Raw genomic sequence first — 24,558 nt, forward strand, 5'->3', positions numbered from 1 at the left:
GTCTTCGCATCATTTGTCCTGGAGCTGATTGAATCGACGAAGATAGTCGCGGTAATCGGCGACGATGTCCTGCCCGACGTTCTGCTGGATCGGTTGTGTCTTCGCGATCGCATAGGTCGGCGTACCGAATGAGACCTTCCTCAGAATCGCCTGACCGTCCGCCGAGAGTACGAAACGCATGAAGGCGTTCGCCTGCTTTTGTTGCGTCCGTCCTTTCAGCTTTGAAATCGCGTTGATCGAGTACGTATCGAGTGGAATGCTTTTGACCGGATAATACTTTTCACGCAGCGATTGTTGATCCCCGATGAAATTGACCCCAAGCATCGCTTCCCCACTGGCGACATACGACGTCGGTGCAAAGCCGTTCGCCGTGAATAGTCGCGTTCGCTCGATTAGCTCGCGTAAGACATCTTCCGCCTTCGTTCCGTATCCGTCAAAGACCGCTTGCAGGATCGTCGCACCGGTACCGGAATGATTCGGATCCGGCAAAATCAACTCGTCCTGATACCGCTTCTCCGTCAAGTCAGCGAGCGTCTTCGGGTACGGCGCCGCCCCGAATCGATCGTTCCAGACGTCCGTATTGATGACGATCGCGAGGCGTTCGACTTCATAGCCAATCCAGTAGCGATCCGGATCCTGTAGCTCCGCTTGATCCATGTCGCTCGGGAACGGTGTCGACAACCCGCGTTGCTTGAGCGTCTGGTGGGCATCCCACGTTCCACCGATGATGACGTCGGCACGCGGATGATCCGCTTCCTTCGTCACACGTCGTACGAGTTCTTCCGTCGACAGGCGGACGAACTCGTACGTACAACCCGCCTGCTCACAATACGATGACAGCAAGGCGCGACCGATGTCCTCTTTCGCAGAGACATACGCCGTCAAATGCGGAACGGTTTCCCGCGCGACTGTCCCCTGCTTCGTCTGTTCATTGTTGCGGACGATCCAAATGCTCATGAGACAAATGATACTCAGCAAGAAGAGCATTCCTTTTCTCATCGATCTGCCTCCTTCCCTGTCGGCAGGAGTTGTCCTTTTAAATAGAAGGTGTTTCCATTGTCATCATCCATGTACTGGACGCTAAACAATGTCTCATACACAGTAATATTCATTAGGTTGGCACGCGTATTCTGCTCATTCTTGAACCGCTGGAGCTTGAGAATGCGCGGCTGTCGCTGACTGGCATCGAGTGCTTGACCGACTTCTTCATAGTCCGTCATCGGCTCCGCTTGCGTCAGGCGACGCTTGACGTCTTCTCGCTCACGCGCAGTCAAAGGACGAGATCGTCCTCCTGCGTACCACGTCACGACTTCCGCCTCAGCGAACTGACGCGCGAGCTGTTCTGGTTCGTGATAGGCGTTCAAGAAGCGTGCTTTTAATGTCGTCGTCTGGGTGCTAGGACGTTGCGCGACACATTTTCCATTCAGCGTCATACTTTCCCCGAGCGAGAACGTCCATGTCGTTCCGTTCAAGAAACGGAGCGATCCGGTAAACGTCGCCGTACCCGCCGGACAAGTCCCATTTGTCACCGTCTTCATTTGCTTCAATAGCGTCGTGATGCGCTGGACTTCCGTTCCGTCTTCTACCGTCTGCTCCCCCCATGCCCGGTGACGTAACGTCAACTCGGTCGGGAGCGAGTCATCGGAAGCATTCAGTCGTTTCGGTCCATCGAGGACGTGTAAGCGTCCGAAGACCGTCTGCTGAAGCAAAAGAAGACCGAGGGCAAATAAGATGCCCATTAGGAAGAGATAAGCGATAGTCGATGCTTTCATGATTCCTCTCCTTGCTTGATTCTTAGATTACGGGGCAATTGTTTCGTAAATCCGGTCGAATTGTTTCGTAAATGTATCATTTGTAAGCGATTACATTAAGTCTGATTCGCTAATCGGAAAGTTAATGTGATACGTGTGCCGCTTACATCACTTTCAAGTGCAAAATCGCCACCTTGTTCCTGCATCAGACGTCGGCATAGCGGTAGACCGAGTCCATTCCCACTCGCCGTCTTCAGACTACGTTGCTCCTTCTTCCATTCGGCAAGCACTGCTGGATCAACACCAATTCCGTCATCTGTCATGAGGAGTTGTAGGGTCGTATCTGTACTGACGGTCGAAAACGTCACCGTCATCGCGTCACTGTATTTGACGGCATTCTCGAGAAGGTTCAACAAGACTTGTTTCGTCTGATCCGGTTGACCGAGCACGTAGATTGACGGAACATCCTGTTCAACTTCAATTCCTTGTCCATCAAGACGCAATTGCATGATGAATAAGGCGTCGGCAAGCAAGGCATCGAGCGCGAACATCGTCGACGTCACGTGACGTTCGTTGCGTTGTTGTTTCGCCTGTTCGAGATTATGCGAGACGAGTCGTAACAAGCGCTGGCTCTCGACTTCGATGTAGTGATAACAGTGCGCCGCTTCATCCGGCGGCAGCTTAGGGATCAATTCGACATAGCCCATGATCGCCGTCATCGGTGTCCGGAGCTCATGAGTGATGTGATCGATGAACGTCTGTTGGTCGCTTCGTTGTTGTTCGAGCTGTCCGATGTTGTGCTGAATTGCGTCAGCAAGCGTCGAGAAGTCCGCTGCCAGTCGGTTCAATTCCTCATATGGATACGCCGGTAGCGCATGCGCATAGTGTCCTTTCGTCAAGGCGTGCGAGACACTCCGTAAATCATCGATCGGTCCGATTAATGTCTTTGCCATCCGACGCGCTGTCCAAACAGCAATTACGATCAAGATCAGAAAGACGCCCGTGAAGACATAGGTGAATTGCCGCAGCAGTTCGGCTTCCGTCCGCAGATCAACAAGAAAACGGACCGAGCCGATGACGTCCGTTTTGCCATACAGCGGACTCGAGAAGAACAGCACCGGAACATCGGTTTCTTTCAGAAAGAGATAACTCGACTTCCCTTTTAACGCTTGATCGATGTCTCCCGCGAGGAGCGGCAATTGATCGCGTTCGGAATCAGCAAGAAGTTCCGCATTTGGTCCGAATAATTGGACGCGCGCGTCGAATCGGTCTGCGAGATAGGAAGCGATCGGAACTGCCGTATCGGCGAGCGAGTCCGTTTCTTCACTTGCGAGGTAGTTCATCGTGTAGAGCTCCGCTTCCCGACTCAGTTTTTGGACGGACTCGACGGCGTTCTCGTATAGGTTCGATTGGATGAAGGCATAAAGAATCAAGAAGAGGACGAGCAATGCCGGAACGAGGAGCAAGACGAAGTTTTCCGTGATGACTTGACGTAGCTTCATGCGTCGACCCACTTGTAGCCGACACCGTAAATCGTCTTGATCCGTTCGCCTTGCGCTCCTAGTTTCTTCCGTAAGCGCTGGATCATGATATCGACGGCGCGGGTCTGACCGGAGAAGTCAAAGCCCCAGACTTGTTCGAGCAGTTCATCTCGCTCGAAGACACGTTTCGGATGCGTTAGGAAAAGTGCGAGTAATGCATACTCCCGGTACGTCAGTGGCAATGGTTGACCGTCGAGCCGAATGACGCGTTCTTCGGGATCAACCGATAAGAATGGATCACTTGCGACAGGTACGGGTGGTGCGACCGTCTTCGTGCGTTTCAACAGGTTTTTGACACGTAAGACGAGCTCCGTTCCATTGAACGGCTTCGTCATATAGTCATCTGCTCCGAGCTGCAGACCGATAATTTTATCGTTCATCTGATCACGCGCCGTCAGCATCAAGATTGGTAAGTCAGGCGTCGTCTGTCGAAGTTTTGGAATCAAATCGAAACCGGTCGTATCCGGTAGCATCAAATCGAGGACGATCAAATCAAAGGTCTGTGTTGCCTGCAAGGCGAGTGCTGCTGCTCCATCAGCTGCCGTCTCGACCGTCTGACCATCAAGCTCGAGTTGCAGTTTGACGAGATACCGGATGCTCGCCTCATCATCGATGACAAGAATATGCATAGGGATTCCTTCTTTCTAGACTAATTTTTCTGTTCCCTAGCGTATCATGAAATCGCTCGCAATCACACTAGCAGGATAAATGAAAAAGCCAGCTCCCGAAGTAATCAGGAACTGACTTTTACTTATTTCACCGTAAATTTCACCGTGACAGAGTTATCATATGCGTCTGGTTCGAACATCCATTTTTCGACACCTGTCTTCACCGCTTTAAATCCGTACCCATCAAGTTGTAACTTCCCTTCTCCTGATGAGAGTGCCCGGTAGACATATGGATTCGTATCCTTCGTCGACTTACGAACGATTCCGAAACGTTGTCCTTTTTTGAGTGTCATCGAATTACTGCTCGTCAGATGTGTACGACCACCGTAATAATCGAGCGTCATGTATTTCGAGACTTTTCCAACAGCATCTCGATCATCCGCCCCCGTACCGACACGATGCTTTAACGTCTTCCCTTTATAGGAGTAGACATCATGAACAATCGTCATCGAACCGAGATAGAGTTTTTTATCTTTAATCAACGCGCGACCGAATGGATACGCTTCTTTTGCTTCGAACATTTTTTTGATCTTTTTACCATCCGTTGATCCGATGAGAATCGGTGTTACATAACCGCCACTCCCACCAGCCGGTCCGATGACAAGTTGTTCTTTTTTCGTATCAAGGAGCTTTCCTTTCGCCCGAACATCATAGTAGTCCGTATCTCGATCCGTATACGTGTAAATCGTCGTCCATTTTTTCTTCTTCGCATCATACTTCTGCGCTTTACCGATAACATCGTTCATGTATGTGTTCGAGTTGAATCGTTCATACAGCGTAAATGTTTCAGGATACTTGCCACCGAGTAGATAGACGGACCGGACATCGATTGGTTTATAACCACCAGATAGTTTGCTTTTCTTTAACGCCGCGATTTGGCGATCAACGATTGATTTCTCTGTCTTACTGAGTGCTGCCGCCGAATCATTCGCTACTGGTAATGTGCTGATGATGAGACCAAGTGCTGTTGCTGCCACTACTTTTTTCATTTGAATTCCTCCTTATGATCAGTACGTCGTCGTATCGTTGTGACTAAATGTTTTTAGTGCTTGTGAGTCAGTGATATACCAGCGTTCGTCATCTAAGTTGTACTTCAAGTAATACTTGAAAGGTACGTCTTTTCCAGGATCGCGTTCATCGAGTGAATCATCATCCTCTTTATAGTAGCTACCTTCGTAATAGCAAATCGCTTCGACGGTCGCGGTCAAATCAGTCGCGACTTCGCTGACAGTGATGGATGCTGGGGAATATTCGACTTCGTCCAAGTACCCATCCCAGTAAACGCCCTTCTTATCCATGCTAGCGTAGTAGCCTTGTTGCTTATTCAAGTATGCAGATGATGTAAACAACGTGAACGCTGATGTATCTTTATCGATATAGGCTTGCTCCCACTCTTTTGCATGTTGATACACGGTATCAACGATATCTTCTTTAACCGATTCTCGGACCTCCATGCCTCTACCTGTCGCTGAATCCGAGAGCGATTTTCGCTGATCGACGAGCCAGTCTTGACCCGATTTCACAAGATTCAGTTCCCAGACAATCGTGCTGCCATCGGGGCGTTCGTGTAGATACGGCTGATAAGACCGTGAGGAATAATCAACCTTCACTTTGACCGTCGCCTTATCTCCTTTAATTGTAATATCGTTTTGAGGAATATCGTTGACCGTCAGTTCACCGTCAAAGATGTACCCCCCTGTGACGAGATCGTTCAAACTACTTTGGAAGTTTTGATTATAAGTGTTCGTACTGACAGACAGCCCTTTGACGTTCCGCTCCGTCAGAGCATCTTCGAGTTCTCGGAAAAAAAGCGTCGAAATATCCTGGATATTCTTATAATCCTGATCGGACACTTCCTTCGAGTCTGACTTTTTCGTCGCTTCCGTTGGTTTCGATTCCGATTTGTCCTGACTCGTCTTCTCTTCTTCACCAATGACGAATGAAGCATCCTGCTTCTTTTGTTCGACCGCTTGAGGCGTCTCTTCCTGATTCAAAAAGAAATACGTCCCACCGCCAGCAGCGAGTAAGAGGACCAATGCGCTAATCCCGACCGTTCGCTTATTCCGTTTGTTCTTTTGTTTCTTTTCGTACTTGATGACGACGTACGCTCGTTCGATTTCTGTCCGTTCCTCGGATTCCTCCGGATGTGCTTCTAGCTTTTCAGCATACGCTCGTTCGAGCTCTTTCATCGATGAGGTACGCGATATCCCTAATCGTTCATATGGATCCATGATTCCCTCTCCTTTTGTTCAAAAAATTGTTATTTTTATATTTATTTTACATTATAATGACGAAGTTAAGAAAGGAGTGCTTTTTAATGTCACAATGTTCGAATTGCCGAACCCCGATGAATGATCAGATGATCTATTGTCCGGTCTGCGGTCAAAAAAATCGTCCATCGCGATCCCGTTCCGCCAAAACATCATGGCTCATCGGATTGGTGATCGTAGTGCTGTGCATCAGTGGAGGTACGTTCGGTTATCTCAAATATCAAGCGGCACAACCGTTATTCAAGACGAGTGAACTGACACATACAGCGGCTGATATCGATCAAGTTTTGCTGGAAGGTGCCTCAGCGATACAACGTAATCAACTGGCTGATGAAGACCTCGAGGATTACCTCATTTTTGATGCTGCCTCACCCAATTCCTTGTACGAGTTCCTGAACAGCTATGCCCAGCGCCTCCCCTTGCTCAACAATGGAGAAGATGGTGGTTGGGATTATTACGATCCTACCATCGAGGACTACAGCTCTTATGCTGATCTATTCTACGGTGAAGACGATTTATCTGAAGATGAGCGAGACCGTTTCGGCGATCGATTGAAGGTGTCTGAAGAAGATCCATATAGTTACCTCACATTAAAGGACATGACCTTCGATCGAATGGAAGCCATCAGCGAAAATGAATTCAGAGTCGAAACGACCGAGACGTATGCTCGTGTTCATTTCAGTAATGATGAAGACGAGCAACGATTCCATCGCGCCATCGTCAAATATGAGGTGACGTTCGATGACGACCGATACAGCATCACCTCTGTGAAACGAACCTTTAAGAAGGAGACGACATCATGATGCCACGCATACTTCCTTTTCTTTTAACAGCTAGCATACTAGGTGGCTGTAGTAACGACTCAGCGGATCTCTACTTGAAGCAAAGTGCTCAAAGCACGCTCGCTGGAGACCTTTTCGAAGAACAACAATGGCGCGAAAAAGCTCGGACGGAAGGTGCGACAGACAAACGCCTGATCGCGCTGGCGCAACAACAAGAGGCATTTCACGATTTGAAAGCCGCCTTGTTCATGAATCAGACGACGGACGCCCTTCGTCACGCGGAACGAGTCATGAATCAGACGTTCGGTGACAAAGCACTCGCGGATGAAGCGGCTAGTTATCACCGCACCCTTGGTAAGGTCGAAAAAGCATTTCGTGACGTGGCAGGTACCTACACGTACTCGACGAGTGATCAGGGCGAAAACGAACAAGATTATAGCGATGCGACGATTGATGTCGTGACGCATCCGAATCGTGAGGCGACACTGACAATCCATGATGCTCGAGATTATGAAGGACAACCACTTGATGACTTTACGTATAGCGGACGTTTTAATTCCGATAATAGCCTGATGCTATATTTCTATGAGTCTTCTTTAGAAATCGAGTTTGATGACGACGGCGGTCTGACCTTCCGCGATTCCGGGATTGAAAAAGACTCGACGATCGATTTTGAACAGACGACCAAACAATCCTTATGATAAAACGCTTGTCTTCGAAAACGGAGACAAGCGTTTTTGTTTGGAATCATCCTTTTGTATCTTTAAAGCGATTCAATCCATATCCCACTAATCCACCGAGGAACGGGAATAGGAACAGCATGAACGCATTCCACCATGTCAAAGTGGAAACGACGACACCGGCTAGGATATCGTTATCCCATTGCAGTTCAAATCGCATTTGTGTGAAGTACGCTAGAATGAGTCCACCAACCATGAAGACTCCAGCATAGATCGCGACATTCGGTAACGTCCGAATCCAGCGGAATCCGATTCCGACATGAATGATGAACATCAAAACAAGAGCAATCAAGCCGTACGGAGCAACACTTGAACTGAGCAATTGTTCTTCTTCAAATGAAGTGGACGCATTCGCGATTTGCGTGAAGCGTGTCAGGAGTCCAACATCCACCGTCTCATCAAAACGCGTTACTTTCGGATCAAGTGTTGGATCTTCTCCGTTTTCAATCTGATTTCCGATGATTCCTTGAATCCTGCTCAGATTCGAAGCTTCTCCCGCTTCTTCCACTGGTCGTTGTAGATCATTCAAACGGTCTTCACCATATAAGGCCGCACCTAAACGGAAGTCTTCCGTCAAAACGGTCATCTTGAAATCGACTTGTCCCGCTTGCGACATCGCGTAAATCGGAGAAGCGCCACTCAAGAGAACAAGACTTGCTGATTCCCCAAATTCGACTTCATCCATTTCATCGAGCTCGTTGAGATAATACACTTGTCCAAATGATGTCAGTAGGACGCCGAACAAATAAACGCTCATCAATGTTGTCGCAGCGACCCGTCCGACTTGCCAAGAACCGCTCAGATTCGTTTGACCGATGAATTGGAATAACAGAACACCAGCAAGCGCTAGAAGGAAAATCCGAAGCATCCCCGTGATCAGATGTAGATCGAAAATGCCGAAATCCGTCGCAAACAATCCGACGACCAATGTAATCACCGATAATGTCAAGGCAAAGACGACAGCACGTTCAATCCGTTCGTTCCACGATGTCGCCTTGATTCCGATGACACCACCTCGTTCCAGTAACCAGGCACTCCCGATCAAGAGGATCAACCCTGGCAAGGATAGCAAGAAATGTCCTGAGAAAATATGAAAATCAAGTTGATTGATCGCTTTTTGAATTTCGGAGAACTGTTCCGCATCGTTGCCTACCACTTCTGTCAGAAAGCGTGATTTCAAGTCTTCACTGGATGTGAGATTTAGACCAGCAAGAGCGACGAAGGCAAGGAAGAAGAACATACCGAATGTACTAAAATCATCCCCCATGTTTTGTTGAACAGTCTTAATTCCTTCTAATGCTGGGTTATCACTGAGGAGACCAAGCATGACGAACAATAAGACGACGATTGCAGCAAAACAGATGACAGCAGCGATACTACCGATCGCAAGACTCGGATTCCCAAGCGAGAAATCGAATCGTGATATAAATGCGCGTCCCCGCTCTTTCAACGGGAGATTCACATTCCAATCCTGCGACTTCCACTTCTTACGAATGTCATCCATACCCGGAAGACGGTCCACAAGTGAGCCTTCTGACGTTGCGGCGACGAGACGCGAATGTCCACAATTCGGACAGTAGGACGCGCGACCATCCATTTGCGTACCGCATCCGACACAAAAATGGGCAGTTTGTTCAAAACGAATCGGACGGGCTTGCTTATCAAGCGATGTTCCGTCTACCTCGCAATACTGGGCGTGCGGAGCATGTGCTTGACCACAGGTCGAACAATACTTCATACGCGTTGCCCCATTTCTGATCCACAGCATGTGCAAAAATGCTGATCATTACGTTGTGGCGTATGGCATGTCGTACATGCGACTTTCGCCTGTTCGTTCTCACGGGGAACGGACGTGCCACATTTCCCACAGAACTTCGCACCTGGCTCAAGAGGTGTCCGGCATGACTTACATTGTTTTTGTGCAGCTTCGACTTCCATCTCGTCAATCCTTGACAAGGCACCGAATACGAGTACTTCCTGCGCGAGAATATCCTCGATTTCTTGACGGCGTCCTTCATTCCGCAGCTTCATATAATGACGCTCTCCGATTTCGTACAATAAGCGTCCTTTTTCCCGTCGCGCTTGCTCCGCCTGATCCTGTAATTCTTTTGCTGTCATCCCTTGAAAACGTGATTTGACTGATTGCCAATCCATCATCCGTGTAGCCTCCCTTATTCTTATTTAATATTCGTCGCCTGTTGAATCCGGAATCCTTCCTCATAGCTATCTTCTGAACTGCCATATGTGAAGAGGTAGCGGAAGAGTGACTTCGATGTTGACTTTCCTGGTGATTCACTCGCATACGTATACAGTTCACCTCGGATATATGTCGTCGCCATGACTTCAATACCGATTGTATCCCCATACTCGACGAATTTTGCTGAAGAACGATCAATCGACGCATTCATGAACTCTCCATCCCACTCCAAGTCCTTTCGGCTCCAATCGTCATAGTTTTTTTGTTGTTTCGCAAGATAGGAAGCATCATCAACGAGTGAGAAATAACTTGTATCTTGGTAAGTTGCCGCATCAACCCAGTCAGAAGCATGCTGTTCAACGACTCCTTGAAGTTGATTCAAAACAGCTTCAGACGGTTCAAACGTGAATGTCGCTTTTTTCGTATCTGGTTTGACGATAATCTCATCCGACGTTTCCTCTCCCCATGGGAATGAATTCTCAATCGACAGTTTGATGCCGTTCTTCGGGATCGGTCCATAGTTCTTTAAATCGGATACTTGTTTCGATGTCGATTTTCCGTCGACGATTAAAAAGGCATCCGGATACGTTTGATCAAGCTCGATCGCATTTCCTTTTAACGTGATTTCGAATTTTCGATCCGCAGCGTCGAGCGTCAACGGATTGATCGTGACGTCGCTCGACTCTTTACCGTATTCGCCATCGTAAGCAATCTTCGCATCCGTTAATCCCGGATAGACACCGTCCATCATGATACCTTCCGCTGACGCTTTACTTCTCTCCGTTCCGACCGGATTCACGAGCGTGACCTTCGTTCCTTTAAAATTACTGATGACTTCCGTTTTGACGCTATCGAGGCGTAAACGATAATCTTTGAAGATTCCGAGTTGACGACCACTTGCTACGATTTGACCAGGAACATCACTTTCGTTTTCTGCTTGAATCGACGCGCCTGCCATCAATAAATAATCCATGAATGATTTCTTTTGCTCCGGCGTCTCTTTCAAGGCATCTAAAAAGCGTTGCGCCATCTTCCGATCAATCGGTTTTCCGTTGAACTCTGTATGCTCAGCGAGTAGTGTAGCGTCACCAGATCGAATCGCATCGCGTACTTCATTCGTCGTCGCTTCGACCGTAAACCATTGTGTCGCGAGTCCATAATAGGCACCACCGGCAACGACCAACAATCCGACCGTCAACAGAATCGCTTTTGCAGATTTACTCATTTTCTTAGGACGAATTGATCTGACGTCGCGTTCTTTCTCTACAGGTTCTGCATGTTCTACATGCTGTTCTAAGGCATCACCGCAACTCGGACAGAATTTCAGTCCACGCTTTGCAGCATCCGAATAATTCACACATGCCATATGTCCTAATCTCCTTCTATTTTTTTGATTTTCAGAGTAAAAATTAGCCATAGAAAATAATAACACGTTTAATTGAAACTTACTATTTTTGTAAAAATATTTTTGTTTTCTGAATGCTTATTGACCAAAATCAATATTCTAAAAGCTTTCTTTTATTTATTCTAAAAACAATTTATTCATGTCTAATCCTTTTTTTCTAACCTTTATAGTCTTGATAGATGAGGTAGATTAGATAGAATTAATATTCTAAAAACATATTTAATTACCATATTTAAAATAATGAAATTCCATTTTATAGTCATATATGATATTTTTTATGTATCTAAAGACGCAAGGAGATAAAATAATGCAATCATCTACTAAACCAAAACGTAAATTCTATAAGAAATGGTGGTTTTGGTTAATCGTACTTCTTATTTTTGTGGCAGCAGGTAGCAATTCTGAAGATCAGGCGAAGCCAGCCCAAAAAGAAACATCAGCAAAATCAACTGAATCATCTACAAAAACGTCTTCTACTTCTAAGACAGACGACACAGATAACGAAACGACTCCACCATCAGATTCAGAAGAAGACGAGTTTGCTGTAGAGGAAGAAGCTACCACAGAAGACACTGAAGCAGAAGCAGAGGACTTGACACCTGATGTCCCGACAGAATATCTGTCAGCACTCGATAAGGCGGAATCATACGCAGAGACGATGAACATGTCGAAAGCAGCTGTTTCAAACCAGTTGACATCTGATTATGGAGAGCAGTTTTCGAAGGAAGCAGCAGCGTATGCGATGGAAAACATGAGTTTTGATGATTGGAAATCAAACGCTCTCAAATCAGCTGAATCGTATTCCGAGACGATGAGCATGTCGAAAAAAGGCATTTATGATCAACTGACATCAGACAGCGGTGAAAAATTCACAAGTGAAGAAGCCCAGTATGCGATCGATACACTTGATGTCGATTACAATCAAAATGCTCTTCAAAAAGCGAAGGAATACCAAGAAACGATGAGTATGTCACCTGAAGCGATTCGAGATCAACTCTCATCCGATTACGGGGAAAAATTCACACCAGAAGAAGCAAATTTCGCAGTCAGTCAACTGAAATAAGATTTATCACCCTATTTAAATTTTGAATAGGGTGTTTTGTATTTTCGAAGTTTAGAATCATAGGTGTCTTCTTTCCTACCAATTCTCTATATCAGAATCTATTCCGAACACCCTAGCGGATAAGTAGAGTTATCCGCTGGATGCAACGCTCTATTTCTTCAATCATGCCAACGGTTTCTTTAACTTTTAAGTAGCGTAAGTGATGCAATTCCTTGTCATTCGATCCGTTCGCTTCAGTTAAACCCGCATTCTAACGCAATCACTCTCAGGATAACTCTACTTATACTAAAACTACCGCGGAATACATACCAGATATGCATATCTGAAGAAACGGATACCCATGAACGACTTACTACGCAACTGGATCCCCCTCGTCAACTCCCTCCTGTCCCGCCTCTCGATCCACCCGAATGAACATGATGAATGCAGGCAAGCTGCCCTGCTCCGGCTTTGGAAATCAATCGAAGAAGGAAAAGTCATGACCGTCACCTTCGCCCGAATCCGGGCAAAAGGCGCGATGCTCGATTACTTAGCAACCCGTAACCGGACGCTTGCGACCGAAGTCGCGGTCGAGACGATGCCGGAACTCCCTCGGACCCCGAACGTCTCCTTTCGGTATCTCCTCAATGAACTACAACGCGAACTCTCGCAGAAAGAGTATACCTTCCTTGAAGCGTTGATTCACGGCACGGAAGAGACGCTCGGTTACTCACCGGCGCGACTCCGCTCATTGAAGTCGGAACTCCGGCAGAAAGTAAAGTTTCTTCTCGGATGATGACCTATTATCTAGAACGACTACTCGCGATCATCGAACAGGCGGACTATCGTCCTTTGACGAAAAAAGCCTATCGCTCAGACGTTCGGCATCTCTGTCGTCATGTCGAACGAATCGATTTCCCGTCGCTGCAACGCTACAGTAAGTTTCTTCGCGACACCTACGCCCCAGCAACTGCCGCCAGGCGACTGCATGCTCTCTCGGTTTTGTTCGATCAACTCGTCGTCGAACGTTCGCTCGAAACGAATCCGTTGGTACGCGTCAAAAAACCGGTTCCCGCACCCTACCGCCGACTTGCCTTCACGTATGACGACGTCCATCGTGTCCTTGAGACGATTCAGGACGAGACCATCTATGCCTTTAGCTTTCTCCTCCTGCACACGGGGCTACGTTTTTCGGAAGCTCGTGACTTACAGCTCGCAGATATTGATTTTGTGCGTGATCAGTTGCTCGTCCGAAGTGGTAAAGGGGATAAAGTACGTCAGGTACCGCTACATCATGCGTTACGCCGTGTCCTGACGCGTTACATCGAGACAATTCGTCCTGATGCTACCCCATTGTTTTGCGAAGACAGCGGTCGCCCCGTCAATCCGGCAAAGTTTCGTCGTGTCTTAAAAGAAGCAAGTGAACGATGTCTCGGACGGTCCCTGCGTCCGCACGACATCCGGGCGACGTTTGCGACGACGCTCTATCACGTGCATCAGACGGATATTCTGACGATCATGCGATTACTCGGTCACAGCGACGTCCGAACGACGCAACATTACGTCCTACCGTCGCATGACATCGCTCATACGTCAGTCAACCGGCTCAAGCGGACAGACGATTGAGGACGTTCCGGACATGACTCGTCTGACTACGGATGTAGCCTTCCGTCGTCGAGATGCTGGCGTGACCCAGTAATCGCTGAATCTCGAGCAGCTTCAGTCCCGCCTGTTGATAGAGATAGGTCGCATAGGCGATCCGCAACATGTGCGGACGGACATGACGCCCTAGATAGGTGAACCCTACTTCACGTAGTGCCCTTCGCGCCGCATGTTCATTGATTTTCCGTCCGGTCACTGATTGAAATACGTAGCCGGTTGTACGACCTACTAAAAACAGACGGATTTTCTCACGAAGGGTTTCACCAATCGGAACAGTCCGTGTCCGCCCGCCTTTTCCGTAACGGACGTACAGTTCTCCTTTCATCAGATCGAGATCCTGCACCGACAACAAACGGGCCTCCATGAAGCGGAGGCCCGTTTGACTGAGCACCTCGAAGAAGAGGCGATAGGTTGGATCTTGAATCTGTCGGATGACCGGAATCAATTCTTCACTATCATGATACGTCTCATCTTGAAGACGTTGATGGACGATCGGACGGATCGCTGCCACCGGATTCGTTTTAAGGCGCCGCCGTTCGACGAGGACGTTACCGAGCCGGTGTAAGACGTGATAGCGTCGTAAGATCGTCGATGGTTTATAGTGCAACTTCATCCAGTCGAAGTAGCGTCGAAGTGACGCGACCGACCAATCGACATGATAACGACGCATCTGCCGGAGATCACTTCGATAGGCTTTAATCGTCTCGAACGAATAGGATGGGTGCATGACCAGATATTGATCGAGATAGTCATAGTGCGTCATGAAAAGTCCTCCTTCAGTTAGATCGTCCACGTGGAATATACGGCACTCGAACTTTCCTTTGAATTATCAAGAATTGATTTCCTTAAACACCGAATTCGAATCGTCTTTAAACAGGAAAATAGTTACAATAGTAGCAGGTCAACGTTCACTGCACAATCTTCCATTCCGAAAACTGACCTCTCTAGTCTTTACCCTTCCCGGTCAACACATGACGCATTCCGAAGAGAAAAGGAGCTGCACGATGAACATCAATAATTGGACTCTTGGAGACTTGTTTCCCGACACATACACAACTTATGTAACCGAAGAGGTATTATGTAATACGATAGCGACCGAATTCACTGATTTTTGGCATCCCCGTATCCGGATTACCCCGAACGATATCGTCATCTCGGGTTCCACGGTCTCGACGGAACACTTCTTTTTACATAAGAAGCCGTTCTCCCTGAAGATTGCCCCGTTTCGGATTGACGACAACATCATCTCGTTTCATATCTATGAAATCACCCCCGCGTCGCAAGAAGAGACCATCCTGAACCTTCTCCGAGCGCACCCGAGTCTTGCTTACGAAGATCAGATCCTCCGTTTACGTTTACTTCCTTGCGATTTCGATAATCCGATCTATCAGACACTTCGCTATACGAAATTACTCGATCACCAAATCCTCGTCCGTCTCTCCTTTTAATCGATTCGTTTTTCTTTTAAATTGAAGCGCAAAATACGATTAAACGGCTTGAGTCATTTGTAGTCCCAGACTCAAGCCGCTTAAAAGATTCTTATTATTTCTTTTCTACTTATTAACGGATTTTAGCTCGAAACCTATTGCTCAATATCTAGATCAGCTAATAAATATTTGTTAGATTAATTACCATGTGCATCCGAAAATTTTATCAATTTAAACAAACATCAGAGCACTACATCATGCTTACGAAGTTAAATCTGCAAATTTAGCAATCATATTTTTTTGGATTTTCAATAGATGCTTACGCTCTGGACTTTTAGAGTCTGTTAATTGAGCGACTCCCTCTACAAGAGCAGGACTGATTTCAGAAAGCTGTTTGAGTTGTTCCTCGACAATCCGGTTTTGTTGCTCGTTTTGCAGTTTAACACTTTGACTTAATTGCTCTACCTCTTTAAAAATCTGTTCGATTTTAAAATATTGTTCTTTTGTGAACTCTTCAAATTGATTTGTTCTCATCATGAACTCATTGGTCTTATCATCAATGACTTGTGTCGAACTTTCTATCCCCGTTGCAATAGTTTGATTGATTTTCTCCGTTGTATCTTCCGCATGCTTTTTCTGATTCTCTAGTTCGTTATTCATTTCTCCAAAACGTTCTTCTATTACATCAGACAGATCATTCTGTTGTTCCATCAATTCTTTTGATAAACTATCTTGCTCCTGTAATACTTTATCAATCTCTTCTGCCAACTCTGATGATGCTGTCTTGATTGCTTCAGTTATTTCCTCAATCATTAGTTTTCCGAGACTGGTCATGACGACGCGACTATCTTCTAATTTTTCTTCGATCTCAAGTAATTGCTTAGAAAGTGTAAGCTGCCCGTTCTTTGTTGTGTCATGCATTTCCTCTAAAATACCTTGGCTTCGCGTTGTTGTTTCTTCTAATGCTATTCTTGATTTTTTTTCTTCTTCTATGATTTGTTGATTAGAGGCTATTAATGTCTCTAATTTCTGATGAAGAATTTCATTTGACTGTTGAAATAGTTGTGTTTGCGTCATATTGGATTGAGCAATGGAACGAAGTCCCACGATACCCAAAACCATGCTCACAACGACTAAACCGTAAGCTATACCAGTTACGTCAGCTATAGGTGAAGCAAGTAATCCTAGTAGACCGATTGCAATCGGCAAAATATAGATATGTATGTTTTTCATGAATGAGTCCCGCCTTATTTAATCCACTGATTGTATTTTTTGAGTACGCCAAACGTATTCTCACTGATATTTTCCTCTTTCAATATCAGTTCTATTTGGTGCATCCGTTTAATGCCATCTTGATTTTCCAGTGCCATCAAAAAGCTACCAATGAACGCTGTCTTTTCAAACACTGAAAGCAATTCGATTTGTTGTAGTACTTGTTTCAGTTCTTCGGCAAGTTCAGGGTGCTCACTTGCCATGTGACGAAGCAGTAAGTGACTCAGCATAAGATAATGATTTTCAACTTCAATCAATTCGTTTGTCACGCAATCCCCACTCTTCCAATTGTTCTAGTATATTCGTTCTACCATGTTGGTTCTGCTTTAGTCGTAAGAACTGTTGAATCTCTCTTAATAAAATTGGCATCCACTCCGGAAAAGGCGGGCGATTTTGAAGCCAATACGTATTTAACATATGAGCTGCCACTTCATCCAGTTCTTGATCCCAGTTCAAATCCTCGTGCAGTTGAGATAATTTAAATGAAAATTGTTTAGGGATTTCTGGGAATAACTGATGGTCCGGTCTCTTACTTCTTTCGTCTAATATAACTCTTGTATCATCCAGTAAATCAGTATAGGAAAATTCGACGATGTTCGTTTGACGAACACCAGAGAAACGGTGTAGTGTCATAATCTCTTCTGCGCTTACGACTTGGCTGATTCGATTCTTAGAGAAATAAGTTCGCGACCATAGCGGAAGTTTCGCTGTCGTAAACAAAGTAACATTTTCTCCGTCTGGTAACTGCTTCAGTTCATGAGGAGGATAATAAGTAATACTCATCCAGTTTAATGCTGGATGAGTATTCTGTTCTTCCGTTACAATATGAACCTGTTTCTCGTCAGGTAATGAATCAAACAAATCAGTCATCGAATAAACAACTTCCGGTTCACCAGTAAGATATACTTGTCGTTTTTCAGCAACACGCGGTACTGACTTCGCTAAGTCTGTCTCTCGTATCGCTTTCCACACGGACGGAATATCAGGAGAATGTTCTTGTTGATCGAGTTGATGTGCGAGCCACACTAATTCAGACCGGTACAACATGAGATCCACCAGAAAGCATTGAATCAATTACATTTAAATGCTGTTTCAACATTGATATTTCTTGATTCAGCTTATCCGTCCCTTCTTGTTTTAGTGCTTCCACTTGCTGAATTTGTTCTTCCCAATGTGCAATTTCTTGGTGTAATTGTTTTGGAAGCATATGATCAAGTACGTGTAAAACGTGTCCAAATTCTGTCTTGAACCATGCTGTCAATTGACGTTCTTCTTCCTGTAGCAGCTGCTTTAACTGTAAATCAATTTCTGATTCGAAATGTTCCTGCGCTGCTTGCTGTTTTTTGTTCTCATAATCTGTTTCAAGTTGTCCTAATTTCTGCTCCGTCATTTTTTCGACTTGCATCCAGCGTTGCTCCAACTCTTGACGAAGACGCATATTGGATTTCGCTTTCTCTTCCATCGACTGCAACTGTCTCATTTTCTCATCACGCTCTGATTCTAAAGCATATTTTTGAGCGTAAAACGCTTGGCGATGATTTAAATCTTCTCGCTTCGGTTGTTGACGGGTACTATCAATATTTTCTCCGATTTTTTTAGCAATCGATTGAACCGGACTTGTAAATTGATCAAGTGCTTTTGCAGCTTTCAATAAGCCGTTCTCATTCTCACCTGGTCCCTTTCGTACGATGTTTTCATTTGACTCGGCAATTGTTTTAAGACCCGTCACGACTGCCTTCTCTGCAGCTTCAAATGCTGCTTTCTTGGCAGCAATTTTCATCGCTTCTTTGGTTGCTTCTTTCGCTGCCGTTTTGGCTGCTGTTTTAGCGGCCGTCTGAGCTGCAACCTTTCCCCCTACTTGAACTGCTGCGGATCCGCCTGCCGTCGCAACCGCAAGACCGACTGTTAAAGCCATATCACCAACGAATCCAATGGCTGAGGCAATTTTGGTCGCTTGATTCGCATCAAATGATTCGTCAAGGATGTATCGTGGTACAAATTGTTCGATAGTACGCTCCGTCAAGGATTCGATTTCTTCCTTCAGGCGTATCCGTTCGAATTCACTCTCTTCATCTTCTGGTAATTCTTCTAGTTTCTTTGCTGCTGTCTCAATTTTAGCAAGTTGTTTTTGCCGTTCTTCATCATATTGAAGTTGTAATTGTGACAAATCCGGTTGTTTAATTTGTAACTGAACACCTGTCTGCTCGATTGGTCGGATGGTAATTTCAATTTCTTGACCCATGACTTCTCTTACTTGTCGTTCGATATGTTCAAAAACTTCATTTCGTGTTGAAATGATTACTGATTCTACCTGTAGTGTCAGTACTTCAAGAGACTGACCAGTTGATGCTAACTTTTTAAGTTGCACTTCCAATGTTCGATACTGCGTTTTTACGTACTCACTTAATACAGCCTCAAGATTATTTACCTGATCGTGTAAACTTTCTAATTTTTGTTCGACCTGGAGTTGAGCTTGTTCGAACTGAAGTTGAATGTCTCGTTTTTGAACATCGACTTCTGTCATGTCATCACTCGTCGCCTGTTCAAACAAACGAATCTGTTGGATAATTCGTTCTTGCTCACGATTTAAAAATTGTTCAAGCGCATGCTGAAAACGAGTGGTCTTCACCTGCTTAATCTTTTGTTTGAGTGATTGTAAAAACTCACTTTTCAGATGCTCAATCTGATATCCCGTAAGTGCACTGACAGCATACACTGGGTACACTTTTCCCAGTTGTTCTTCCAAGTCTTTTTGCACACGCTGTTTCATCTCTTCAATCGTCACACCTTGCGCTTCATCAATATGATCAACCTTATTGACGACGAAGTACAAGTTCGGCTGATAACGTAAAATATGTTTGATATACACGACATCTTCCAACGTCAATCCCTGCCACGACATAACATATAAAACAGCATCTGAAGTAATCAGCGCTTCTTCTGATGCTTCAACGTGAGCTTGAAACTTTGTATTGCGTCCTGGTGTGTCGATGAGCGTGATCTCTTTCAACCAGTCCGGTTGCGACTTTCGAATGACTACACGTTCGATTTCTTGAACGTCTCCGCCCGCCTTTAGGCTTTGCATCTGCGCTGCATCAACGGATTCGTATGTTCCATCGATTTTCAGAACTTCGATACTATCTGCCTCCCCATAAAGAATATGCGTCGGTAGAGCCGTCGTTTCGTTCGTGTGAGTTGGTAGAAAGTCAGGTTGTTCAAACAAAGCATTGATCAATGCTGATTTCCCTACACTAAATGATCCAAAAACACCCAATGTCATTGCTTTTTCTTTCGCCTGTTGTTCAATCAGCTGTAAAAAACGTTGATCTTCCTCGCGTAGCGGGAGTTGTTTGATTTGAGTTAACATGCATTTCCCTCCTAGATTCGTGTCATCATAAGTGACATTTTTTCTTCTTCCACTCTGTCTTTTAATGTACTGATTTCCTGAGCAAGACGCTGGCGCTTTTCCTGCGAGTTTGATAATTGCTCGGACAACTGCGCTTCGCGTTGCGTAGCAGAAGCAAGCAGTTCATCTTGGGAATTGATATACGTTTCGATTTGAGACTCAGCGAGTTTCAAGGCATCGAGTGTACTTAAGAAATCTTTGTATTCACGACGAGTCTGTCTGATCAATGATTCGAAACTCCGGATGACATTTCGTTTTTCTTTTTTTAATTGTCGTTCCGCGTCTTTAAATTGTGATTTCATTTGATCCATAAGCATGAGATTTCTCTGTTCACGCAATTCGCGTTTTTCGTCTCGAATATCCTCCATATTCGTATAAGCCGTTTCTTGCTTAGATAATTCGATTTCGAGTGCATGTTGTTGTTGTTTCTGTTCTTCACTCAAACGATTTTGTTCTTTTAGTAATTCTTTTTTTTGATTGACCAACTGCTCATATTTTGCATTGTCTTTTTCAATAACACCTTTTTTATCAAACCAAAACCGCCGTTCTTTTATCGTTCCATACTTTTCAATGGTTTGAGGTGTTCCTTGAATTAGTTGCTCTTGGAAACGTCGTTCTTCTTGGAACATTCGTTCTTGTTGTTCTTTATCTTCACGTTTTAGACGTAGCTCCGTCTCAATCTGAATTTTTTTGCGCAGTGCTTCGCTCTCCTCCATTAATTCTGTTTCCTTTTCCATGAATTGACGTGATACTTCTTCATATATTTCTTGGTACGTTTTTTGTTTCTGATGCTTCTTTCGTACTTCAAGTTGAATACCTTTTGCTTCAGATGTCGTGTCCATTTTTACTTCGAAATCATTTAATTCTTTACGCATGGCTAGATTAAGATCACTCGCCAATTGTTTAACTTGAGTTTCAAATAATCCCTGGTAGCCTTTATTGAAACGTCCCAGTTCCTCATTTACTTCGTCTGATAACCCCTCTAGTTCTTCAATTTCTTCAATTGCCTCTTTCACTTCGTGAACCAAGTCTTCGAATTCAACGGAAAATTGTTTTTCATTTTCTCGAATCGTAGACGTAAATAAATTCTTTAGACGAATCACTTCTTTTTTCAATTGTAAGTTCCTCAGTTGTGCTTCCTCACGTGCCAGCTGATGCATTTTTTCTAGGCTATCCAAATCTTCCTCACTTTCAAGCGTAGCTTGATACTGTTCAAGTTCCTCAACTAGATAATCATAAAAATGTTCAATCGCCGCGTAAGGAACATCTAAGAAATCTTTTGTTTTTTCACCATTAAACAAGTATGTTTCAAGTCTCTGTTCAAATTCTAAGAATCTTGAGTCGTTTAATAACTGATTAGCTGCCATAGTTTCCCAATGTTTCGTCTTAACAGATGTATCGCGCGATTTTAAAGCTTGCAAAGCACTAACAGGATATATGACTGCTTTGGACGCATCAATTTTTTGATAATCATTTGAACGTAGAGCATTTTCTAACTGATCTTTTACTTCTTGAACTTGATCTACTGGTACACCATCTAATCGATTGGCAACAAAGAAAATCCGATCAATCGAATCTGACAAATCACGCAAAAATTTTATTTCAGTCAATTTTCCGGGTTGTTCCATATTAAACAACAGAATACTGGCATTTGATTTTTTTATTTGTGTTTTCGTAATTTTTTCGTGCTCTGGATTCAAGGCTTGCAGTCCTGGGGTATCGACGAGAACGACACCATTTTCGAGATAAGGAGATTCAACATACAAATCAACATGATGAATTTGCTCACTAACATTGAGCTTTTCACTCATCTCGGTAACATATTCCGTCAGCTCCAAGTAAGGTACATCCATTTCCTTGCCATCCTTAAAAACAACTTTCGCAACTGGTTCTCCTGTGTGATTTGGTAATTCATTTAAGTGACGAATGAAGTTGACCGTCGCTGTCGTCGGTGTAACTTTGGATGGAAGGATTTCTCGTTGTAGCAACGCATTAATAAAAGTAGACTTTCCTGTAGAAAACTCTCCAACTACCACGATTTCAAATCTTTCACCTTCCCAGTTTTTTTGAAGTGTCTGCAGGTTTTCCATCAATCGTCCAACTGGCAAGACATCCTGATAGGTTTTTTCAATTTTTTTCCCGATTTCATAAGCATCCGTAAAACGACCTTGCAGTTCACGCTTTTTTTCCATGAATTGTTGCCGAATCATAAACTCACTCCTCAAAGTACTTTGATTTTTTGAATAGCTGTTTCTTTAGATATCTGTATGAATTTTTTAAACGCATCTTCGATTCGTTGAGTGTGCTCATCGTATCGTTCGTACTGTAGCTCTAAAAGTTCATTCCATTCTTTTTGCATCTCATCAATTTTGGAAGCATGTCCCTGTTTAACAATTTTTGATTTATTTAGTACAGTTGTATACAATGCCATCATTAATTCATGTGCGTGCGCTTGCTTCATGTCTTCTAGCACTTCATATTCTTTTTCAAGCATCTCTTTATCGCGCTCGACTTCAATAAATTTCTCTTTGAATTCCTGTTCGACGAGACGTTTCTTCTTTTGGTAGGTATTATGAATCGCTTGAATTTTTTCGTCCCAGCGTTCTTGGTTTGAATAATCATATCCGATGAATTCTTTTCGTTTCCAAAATAGGATACCTTTTGTTCGATAACGTTCCCTCGGCTCTGGTTTTACCCCTAGATCCCGCTCTTCTTCTTTCTTTTGGCTCTCAACTTCTTGTTTGGCTGCATTTCGTTGAATCTGTAGCTCTTGTTCCATACGGTGAAGATTATTATTTTTTTGCTGTATTTTTTCTTCAAATGAAACATAGTCAGCATTTTCACTGTTATACTCTTCAAAAACTTCGAATGTATCATCTACTCGGTAAGGTGTCAGTTTTATTTCTTTTATGATGCTCTCAAAATCATCCCAGCGGATATCAATATTTGTTCCCAATTGTTGAAGCGCTTCAAAGAAGGATTGGTCATCCTGCTGAATACTTTTTTCAAAAGATATAACAAACCGATCAGCGAACCTTTCCATTTCTTGATGCCAAAGATAATAAGATTGTTCAATATCGTTTAGATGTTGAATATATCTTTCTTTTAAGCCGTCCATTTGTATGTAACTAGTAGTTGCAATGTTATCTTTTAGCGTTTTTGCATACATTGCATACTTTTTCTTTACAATGTCTAAAACATCTTTACCTTCTTGTTTCCACTCTTTTTCATACATCAGATTGAGCGATTTTAAATGACTCTTACGTTCTTTAATTAGTGACAGTCCTTCTTCTTTCACTTTGTCATAATCAAGTTCAGTCAGAAGGATTAAACGTTCTAATCGTCTCTTTCGTTCTTGCAGATTTGCTGATTCATCCGCTTCCTCTTCTTTTTTTTGTGCTTTGATTTCTTCTACGATCTGTTCATAGTCATATGCTACTGAGCGAAGTTCCGCTTGTTCGTACTCCTTATTTTTCATGTAATCCTGTAATGTCGTTTCAAGACTTAAAATATTCGAAGCTGTAATAAGATCTATATCATTCGTCTGTTTTCCGTATAAAGCCTCTTTAGAAGACACACCTACGATATTAATTTTTTCTCCTAAAAGAAGGGGATTTAATTTTTCATGCACGTCTCTGATAACTTCTTGCCACTGTTCCGACGTCACTTGATCGATATGTGTTCCGACCAAAAATACCTTTTTCTTCTGATTGATAAATTCTTCAATGAGTGGATAATCAGCAGCGTCTAGACCCTTTGTCCCTAAAAATAGATACATGATGGCAGAAGAGGTTTTTAATTGCTTCCGCGTCGTCTGAAACGCACTTGCCGTTAACGAGTTCGCACCCGGAGTATCAATCAATACAAGATCTTGATTAAGAAATTGTACCGGCCAATAGAGATCAACATATTGGAGTTCGTTTGTGATATCTTCTCCTTGGAATGTCGTATACTTTTGTAAATCATCGATATGGGACATTTTTACGACTTCTTGTGATCCATCGCGCTTAGTTAAAATAACTTTTGCTTCTGCCTGAGTTGCACAATGACGAATCCGGGTCAGAACTTTAGTCGATTCGACGACACGATTCGATAAAATTTCTTCTCCGAGTAAAGCATTCAACAACGCTGACTTTCCGACGGAGAATTGACCAACAACGGCGATGCTGCTCTCAATTTCCAGTAGGCGTTTTTGAATCAATACTAACTCGTCACCCAAAAAAGGATCTTCACCATAATGAGAAAGAGATTGATTCACTTCAAGAAGTAACTGATTTTTTTCAAGAACAGATTGTTTCTGTTTCATATCATCGCATCCTTTTTATTTCTTGCAATTTCTACTCTTTTACAATTCATATCGTATTTGAAATTGATTTAAAAATAGTAATTCAATTT

22 protein-coding genes are annotated in these 24,558 nt (G+C 44.1%); 6 read left to right on the plus strand and 16 right to left on the minus strand.

Annotation, left to right across the window (positions count from 1 at the left end):
* Positions 1–9: 9 nt before the first annotated feature.
* The 6 genes from ACRPK8_RS02885 to ACRPK8_RS02910 all read right to left on the minus strand — a co-directional run bounded on the left by ACRPK8_RS02885 (position 10) and on the right by ACRPK8_RS02910 (position 6,191).
* Complete coding sequence (locus ACRPK8_RS02885; RefSeq protein WP_432236831.1) at positions 10–999, minus strand: ABC transporter substrate-binding protein; 990 nt, start codon at positions 997–999, stop codon at positions 10–12.
* Positions 996–1,772, minus strand: coding sequence for a DUF3919 family protein (locus ACRPK8_RS02890; RefSeq protein WP_432236832.1), 777 nt, complete (start codon positions 1,770–1,772; stop codon positions 996–998). The genes ACRPK8_RS02885 and ACRPK8_RS02890 overlap by 4 nt, the downstream gene beginning before the upstream one ends.
* A gap of 95 nt (positions 1,773–1,867) precedes the next feature.
* Complete coding sequence (locus ACRPK8_RS02895; RefSeq protein ID WP_432236833.1) at positions 1,868–3,253, minus strand: sensor histidine kinase; 1,386 nt, start codon at positions 3,251–3,253, stop codon at positions 1,868–1,870.
* The gene (locus ACRPK8_RS02900) at positions 3,250–3,921 is read right to left on the minus strand and encodes a response regulator transcription factor (protein ID WP_432236834.1); all 672 of its coding nucleotides are present in this window, start codon (positions 3,919–3,921) and stop codon (positions 3,250–3,252) included. Before ACRPK8_RS02900 ends, ACRPK8_RS02895 begins: the two co-directional genes overlap by 4 nt.
* Positions 3,922–4,043: 122 nt before the next feature.
* Positions 4,044–4,949, minus strand: coding sequence for a hypothetical protein (locus ACRPK8_RS02905; protein ID WP_432236835.1), 906 nt, complete (start codon positions 4,947–4,949; stop codon positions 4,044–4,046).
* 18 nt (positions 4,950–4,967) lie between these two features.
* Entirely contained in the window at positions 4,968–6,191 is a 1,224-nt protein-coding gene (locus ACRPK8_RS02910; RefSeq protein ID WP_432236836.1) for a hypothetical protein, read from the minus strand.
* 86 nt (positions 6,192–6,277) lie between these two features.
* On the opposite strand from ACRPK8_RS02910, the gene ACRPK8_RS02915 reads away from it, so the two are divergent.
* Together ACRPK8_RS02915 and ACRPK8_RS02920 are read left to right on the plus strand one after the other, a co-directional pair.
* Positions 6,278–7,033, plus strand: coding sequence for a hypothetical protein (locus ACRPK8_RS02915; protein WP_432236837.1), 756 nt, complete (start codon positions 6,278–6,280; stop codon positions 7,031–7,033).
* The gene (locus tag ACRPK8_RS02920) at positions 7,030–7,713 is read left to right on the plus strand and encodes a hypothetical protein (protein WP_432236838.1); all 684 of its coding nucleotides are present in this window, start codon (positions 7,030–7,032) and stop codon (positions 7,711–7,713) included. Before ACRPK8_RS02915 ends, ACRPK8_RS02920 begins: the two co-directional genes overlap by 4 nt.
* A gap of 46 nt (positions 7,714–7,759) precedes the next feature.
* On the opposite strand, the gene ACRPK8_RS02925 is transcribed toward ACRPK8_RS02920, so the two are convergent.
* From ACRPK8_RS02925 to ACRPK8_RS02935, 3 genes are read right to left on the minus strand one after another with little or no spacing between them, the layout of a single operon-like run.
* On the minus strand, positions 7,760–9,490 hold the full coding sequence (locus ACRPK8_RS02925; RefSeq protein WP_432236839.1) for a zinc ribbon domain-containing protein: 1,731 nt from the start codon (positions 9,488–9,490) through the stop codon (positions 7,760–7,762).
* Complete coding sequence (locus ACRPK8_RS02930; RefSeq protein ID WP_313122259.1) at positions 9,487–9,909, minus strand: zinc ribbon domain-containing protein; 423 nt, start codon at positions 9,907–9,909, stop codon at positions 9,487–9,489. The genes ACRPK8_RS02925 and ACRPK8_RS02930 overlap by 4 nt, the downstream gene beginning before the upstream one ends.
* Before the next feature lie 20 nt (positions 9,910–9,929).
* Positions 9,930–11,174: a TcaA 3rd/4th domain-containing protein gene (locus ACRPK8_RS02935; RefSeq protein WP_432236840.1), complete on the minus strand. Its 1,245-nt coding sequence runs from the start codon at positions 11,172–11,174 to the stop codon at positions 9,930–9,932.
* 487 nt (positions 11,175–11,661) lie between these two features.
* On the opposite strand from ACRPK8_RS02935, the gene ACRPK8_RS02940 reads away from it, so the two are divergent.
* The 3 genes from ACRPK8_RS02940 (at position 11,662) to ACRPK8_RS02950 (ending at position 14,022) form a co-directional block, all read left to right on the plus strand.
* Positions 11,662–12,417 (plus strand): Ltp family lipoprotein, encoded by a 756-nt coding sequence (locus ACRPK8_RS02940; protein ID WP_432236841.1) that lies wholly within the window; start codon positions 11,662–11,664, stop codon positions 12,415–12,417.
* A gap of 340 nt (positions 12,418–12,757) precedes the next feature.
* Positions 12,758–13,192 (plus strand): sigma factor, encoded by a 435-nt coding sequence (locus ACRPK8_RS02945; RefSeq protein WP_432236842.1) that lies wholly within the window; start codon positions 12,758–12,760, stop codon positions 13,190–13,192.
* A complete protein-coding gene (locus tag ACRPK8_RS02950; RefSeq protein WP_432236843.1) occupies positions 13,189–14,022 on the plus strand; it encodes a tyrosine-type recombinase/integrase in 834 nt (277 codons plus the stop codon). Before ACRPK8_RS02945 ends, ACRPK8_RS02950 begins: the two co-directional genes overlap by 4 nt.
* Here the strand turns inward: ACRPK8_RS02950 and ACRPK8_RS02955 are convergent.
* Positions 14,003–14,821, minus strand: a complete 819-nt coding sequence (locus ACRPK8_RS02955; RefSeq protein ID WP_432236844.1) for a tyrosine-type recombinase/integrase — start codon at positions 14,819–14,821, stop codon at positions 14,003–14,005. The genes ACRPK8_RS02950 and ACRPK8_RS02955 overlap by 20 nt on opposite strands.
* A gap of 241 nt (positions 14,822–15,062) precedes the next feature.
* Here ACRPK8_RS02955 and ACRPK8_RS02960 point away from each other — a divergent pair, with 241 nt between their 5' ends.
* The gene (locus tag ACRPK8_RS02960; RefSeq protein WP_432236845.1) at positions 15,063–15,506 is read left to right on the plus strand and encodes a hypothetical protein; all 444 of its coding nucleotides are present in this window, start codon (positions 15,063–15,065) and stop codon (positions 15,504–15,506) included.
* Between the two features lie 240 nt (positions 15,507–15,746).
* Here ACRPK8_RS02960 and ACRPK8_RS02965 read toward each other — a convergent pair whose 3' ends face one another.
* Genes ACRPK8_RS02965 through ACRPK8_RS02990 form a run of 6 tightly spaced genes read right to left on the minus strand, consistent with a single transcriptional unit; the run spans position 15,747 to position 24,469 of the window.
* Positions 15,747–16,718, minus strand: a complete 972-nt coding sequence (locus tag ACRPK8_RS02965) for a hypothetical protein (protein ID WP_432236846.1) — start codon at positions 16,716–16,718, stop codon at positions 15,747–15,749.
* Positions 16,719–16,732: 14 nt separating this feature from the next.
* Complete coding sequence (locus tag ACRPK8_RS02970) at positions 16,733–17,026, minus strand: hypothetical protein (RefSeq protein WP_432236847.1); 294 nt, start codon at positions 17,024–17,026, stop codon at positions 16,733–16,735.
* Positions 17,007–17,813, minus strand: coding sequence for a hypothetical protein (locus ACRPK8_RS02975; RefSeq protein ID WP_432236848.1), 807 nt, complete (start codon positions 17,811–17,813; stop codon positions 17,007–17,009). The genes ACRPK8_RS02970 and ACRPK8_RS02975 overlap by 20 nt, the downstream gene beginning before the upstream one ends.
* On the minus strand, positions 17,788–20,124 hold the full coding sequence (locus ACRPK8_RS02980; RefSeq protein ID WP_432236849.1) for a dynamin family protein: 2,337 nt from the start codon (positions 20,122–20,124) through the stop codon (positions 17,788–17,790). Before ACRPK8_RS02980 ends, ACRPK8_RS02975 begins: the two co-directional genes overlap by 26 nt.
* 11 nt (positions 20,125–20,135) lie before the next feature.
* Positions 20,136–22,373, minus strand: coding sequence for a dynamin family protein (locus ACRPK8_RS02985; RefSeq protein WP_432236850.1), 2,238 nt, complete (start codon positions 22,371–22,373; stop codon positions 20,136–20,138).
* Between the two features lie 11 nt (positions 22,374–22,384).
* Complete coding sequence (locus tag ACRPK8_RS02990) at positions 22,385–24,469, minus strand: dynamin family protein (RefSeq protein WP_432236851.1); 2,085 nt, start codon at positions 24,467–24,469, stop codon at positions 22,385–22,387.
* Between the last annotated feature and the right edge of the window lie 89 nt (positions 24,470–24,558).

The organism is Exiguobacterium sp. TDN 0502 (assembly GCF_050846835.1).
GTDB lineage: Bacteria > Bacillota > Bacilli > Exiguobacteriales > Exiguobacteriaceae > Exiguobacterium_A.

Coding starts and splice junctions, on each gene's coding strand:
- ACRPK8_RS02985 (WP_432236850.1), bottom strand. CDS start 22,373: ATGATTCGGCAACAATTCATGGAAAAAAAGCGTGAACTGCAAGGTCGT.
- ACRPK8_RS02915 (WP_432236837.1), top strand. CDS start 6,278: ATGTCACAATGTTCGAATTGCCGAACCCCGATGAATGATCAGATGATC.
- ACRPK8_RS02945 (WP_432236842.1), top strand. CDS start 12,758: ATGAACGACTTACTACGCAACTGGATCCCCCTCGTCAACTCCCTCCTG.
- ACRPK8_RS02920 (WP_432236838.1), top strand. CDS start 7,030: ATGATGCCACGCATACTTCCTTTTCTTTTAACAGCTAGCATACTAGGT.
- ACRPK8_RS02950 (WP_432236843.1), top strand. CDS start 13,189: ATGATGACCTATTATCTAGAACGACTACTCGCGATCATCGAACAGGCG.
- ACRPK8_RS02910 (WP_432236836.1), bottom strand. CDS start 6,191: ATGGATCCATATGAACGATTAGGGATATCGCGTACCTCATCGATGAAA.
- ACRPK8_RS02905 (WP_432236835.1), bottom strand. CDS start 4,949: ATGAAAAAAGTAGTGGCAGCAACAGCACTTGGTCTCATCATCAGCACA.
- ACRPK8_RS02960 (WP_432236845.1), top strand. CDS start 15,063: ATGAACATCAATAATTGGACTCTTGGAGACTTGTTTCCCGACACATAC.
- ACRPK8_RS02980 (WP_432236849.1), bottom strand. CDS start 20,124: ATGTTAACTCAAATCAAACAACTCCCGCTACGCGAGGAAGATCAACGT.
- ACRPK8_RS02885 (WP_432236831.1), bottom strand. CDS start 999: ATGAGAAAAGGAATGCTCTTCTTGCTGAGTATCATTTGTCTCATGAGC.
- ACRPK8_RS02940 (WP_432236841.1), top strand. CDS start 11,662: ATGCAATCATCTACTAAACCAAAACGTAAATTCTATAAGAAATGGTGG.
- ACRPK8_RS02925 (WP_432236839.1), bottom strand. CDS start 9,490: ATGAAGTATTGTTCGACCTGTGGTCAAGCACATGCTCCGCACGCCCAG.
- ACRPK8_RS02930 (WP_313122259.1), bottom strand. CDS start 9,909: ATGATGGATTGGCAATCAGTCAAATCACGTTTTCAAGGGATGACAGCA.
- ACRPK8_RS02900 (WP_432236834.1), bottom strand. CDS start 3,921: ATGCATATTCTTGTCATCGATGATGAGGCGAGCATCCGGTATCTCGTC.
- ACRPK8_RS02955 (WP_432236844.1), bottom strand. CDS start 14,821: ATGACGCACTATGACTATCTCGATCAATATCTGGTCATGCACCCATCC.
- ACRPK8_RS02965 (WP_432236846.1), bottom strand. CDS start 16,718: ATGAAAAACATACATATCTATATTTTGCCGATTGCAATCGGTCTACTA.
- ACRPK8_RS02990 (WP_432236851.1), bottom strand. CDS start 24,469: ATGAAACAGAAACAATCTGTTCTTGAAAAAAATCAGTTACTTCTTGAA.
- ACRPK8_RS02890 (WP_432236832.1), bottom strand. CDS start 1,772: ATGAAAGCATCGACTATCGCTTATCTCTTCCTAATGGGCATCTTATTT.
- ACRPK8_RS02895 (WP_432236833.1), bottom strand. CDS start 3,253: ATGAAGCTACGTCAAGTCATCACGGAAAACTTCGTCTTGCTCCTCGTT.
- ACRPK8_RS02935 (WP_432236840.1), bottom strand. CDS start 11,174: ATGAGTAAATCTGCAAAAGCGATTCTGTTGACGGTCGGATTGTTGGTC.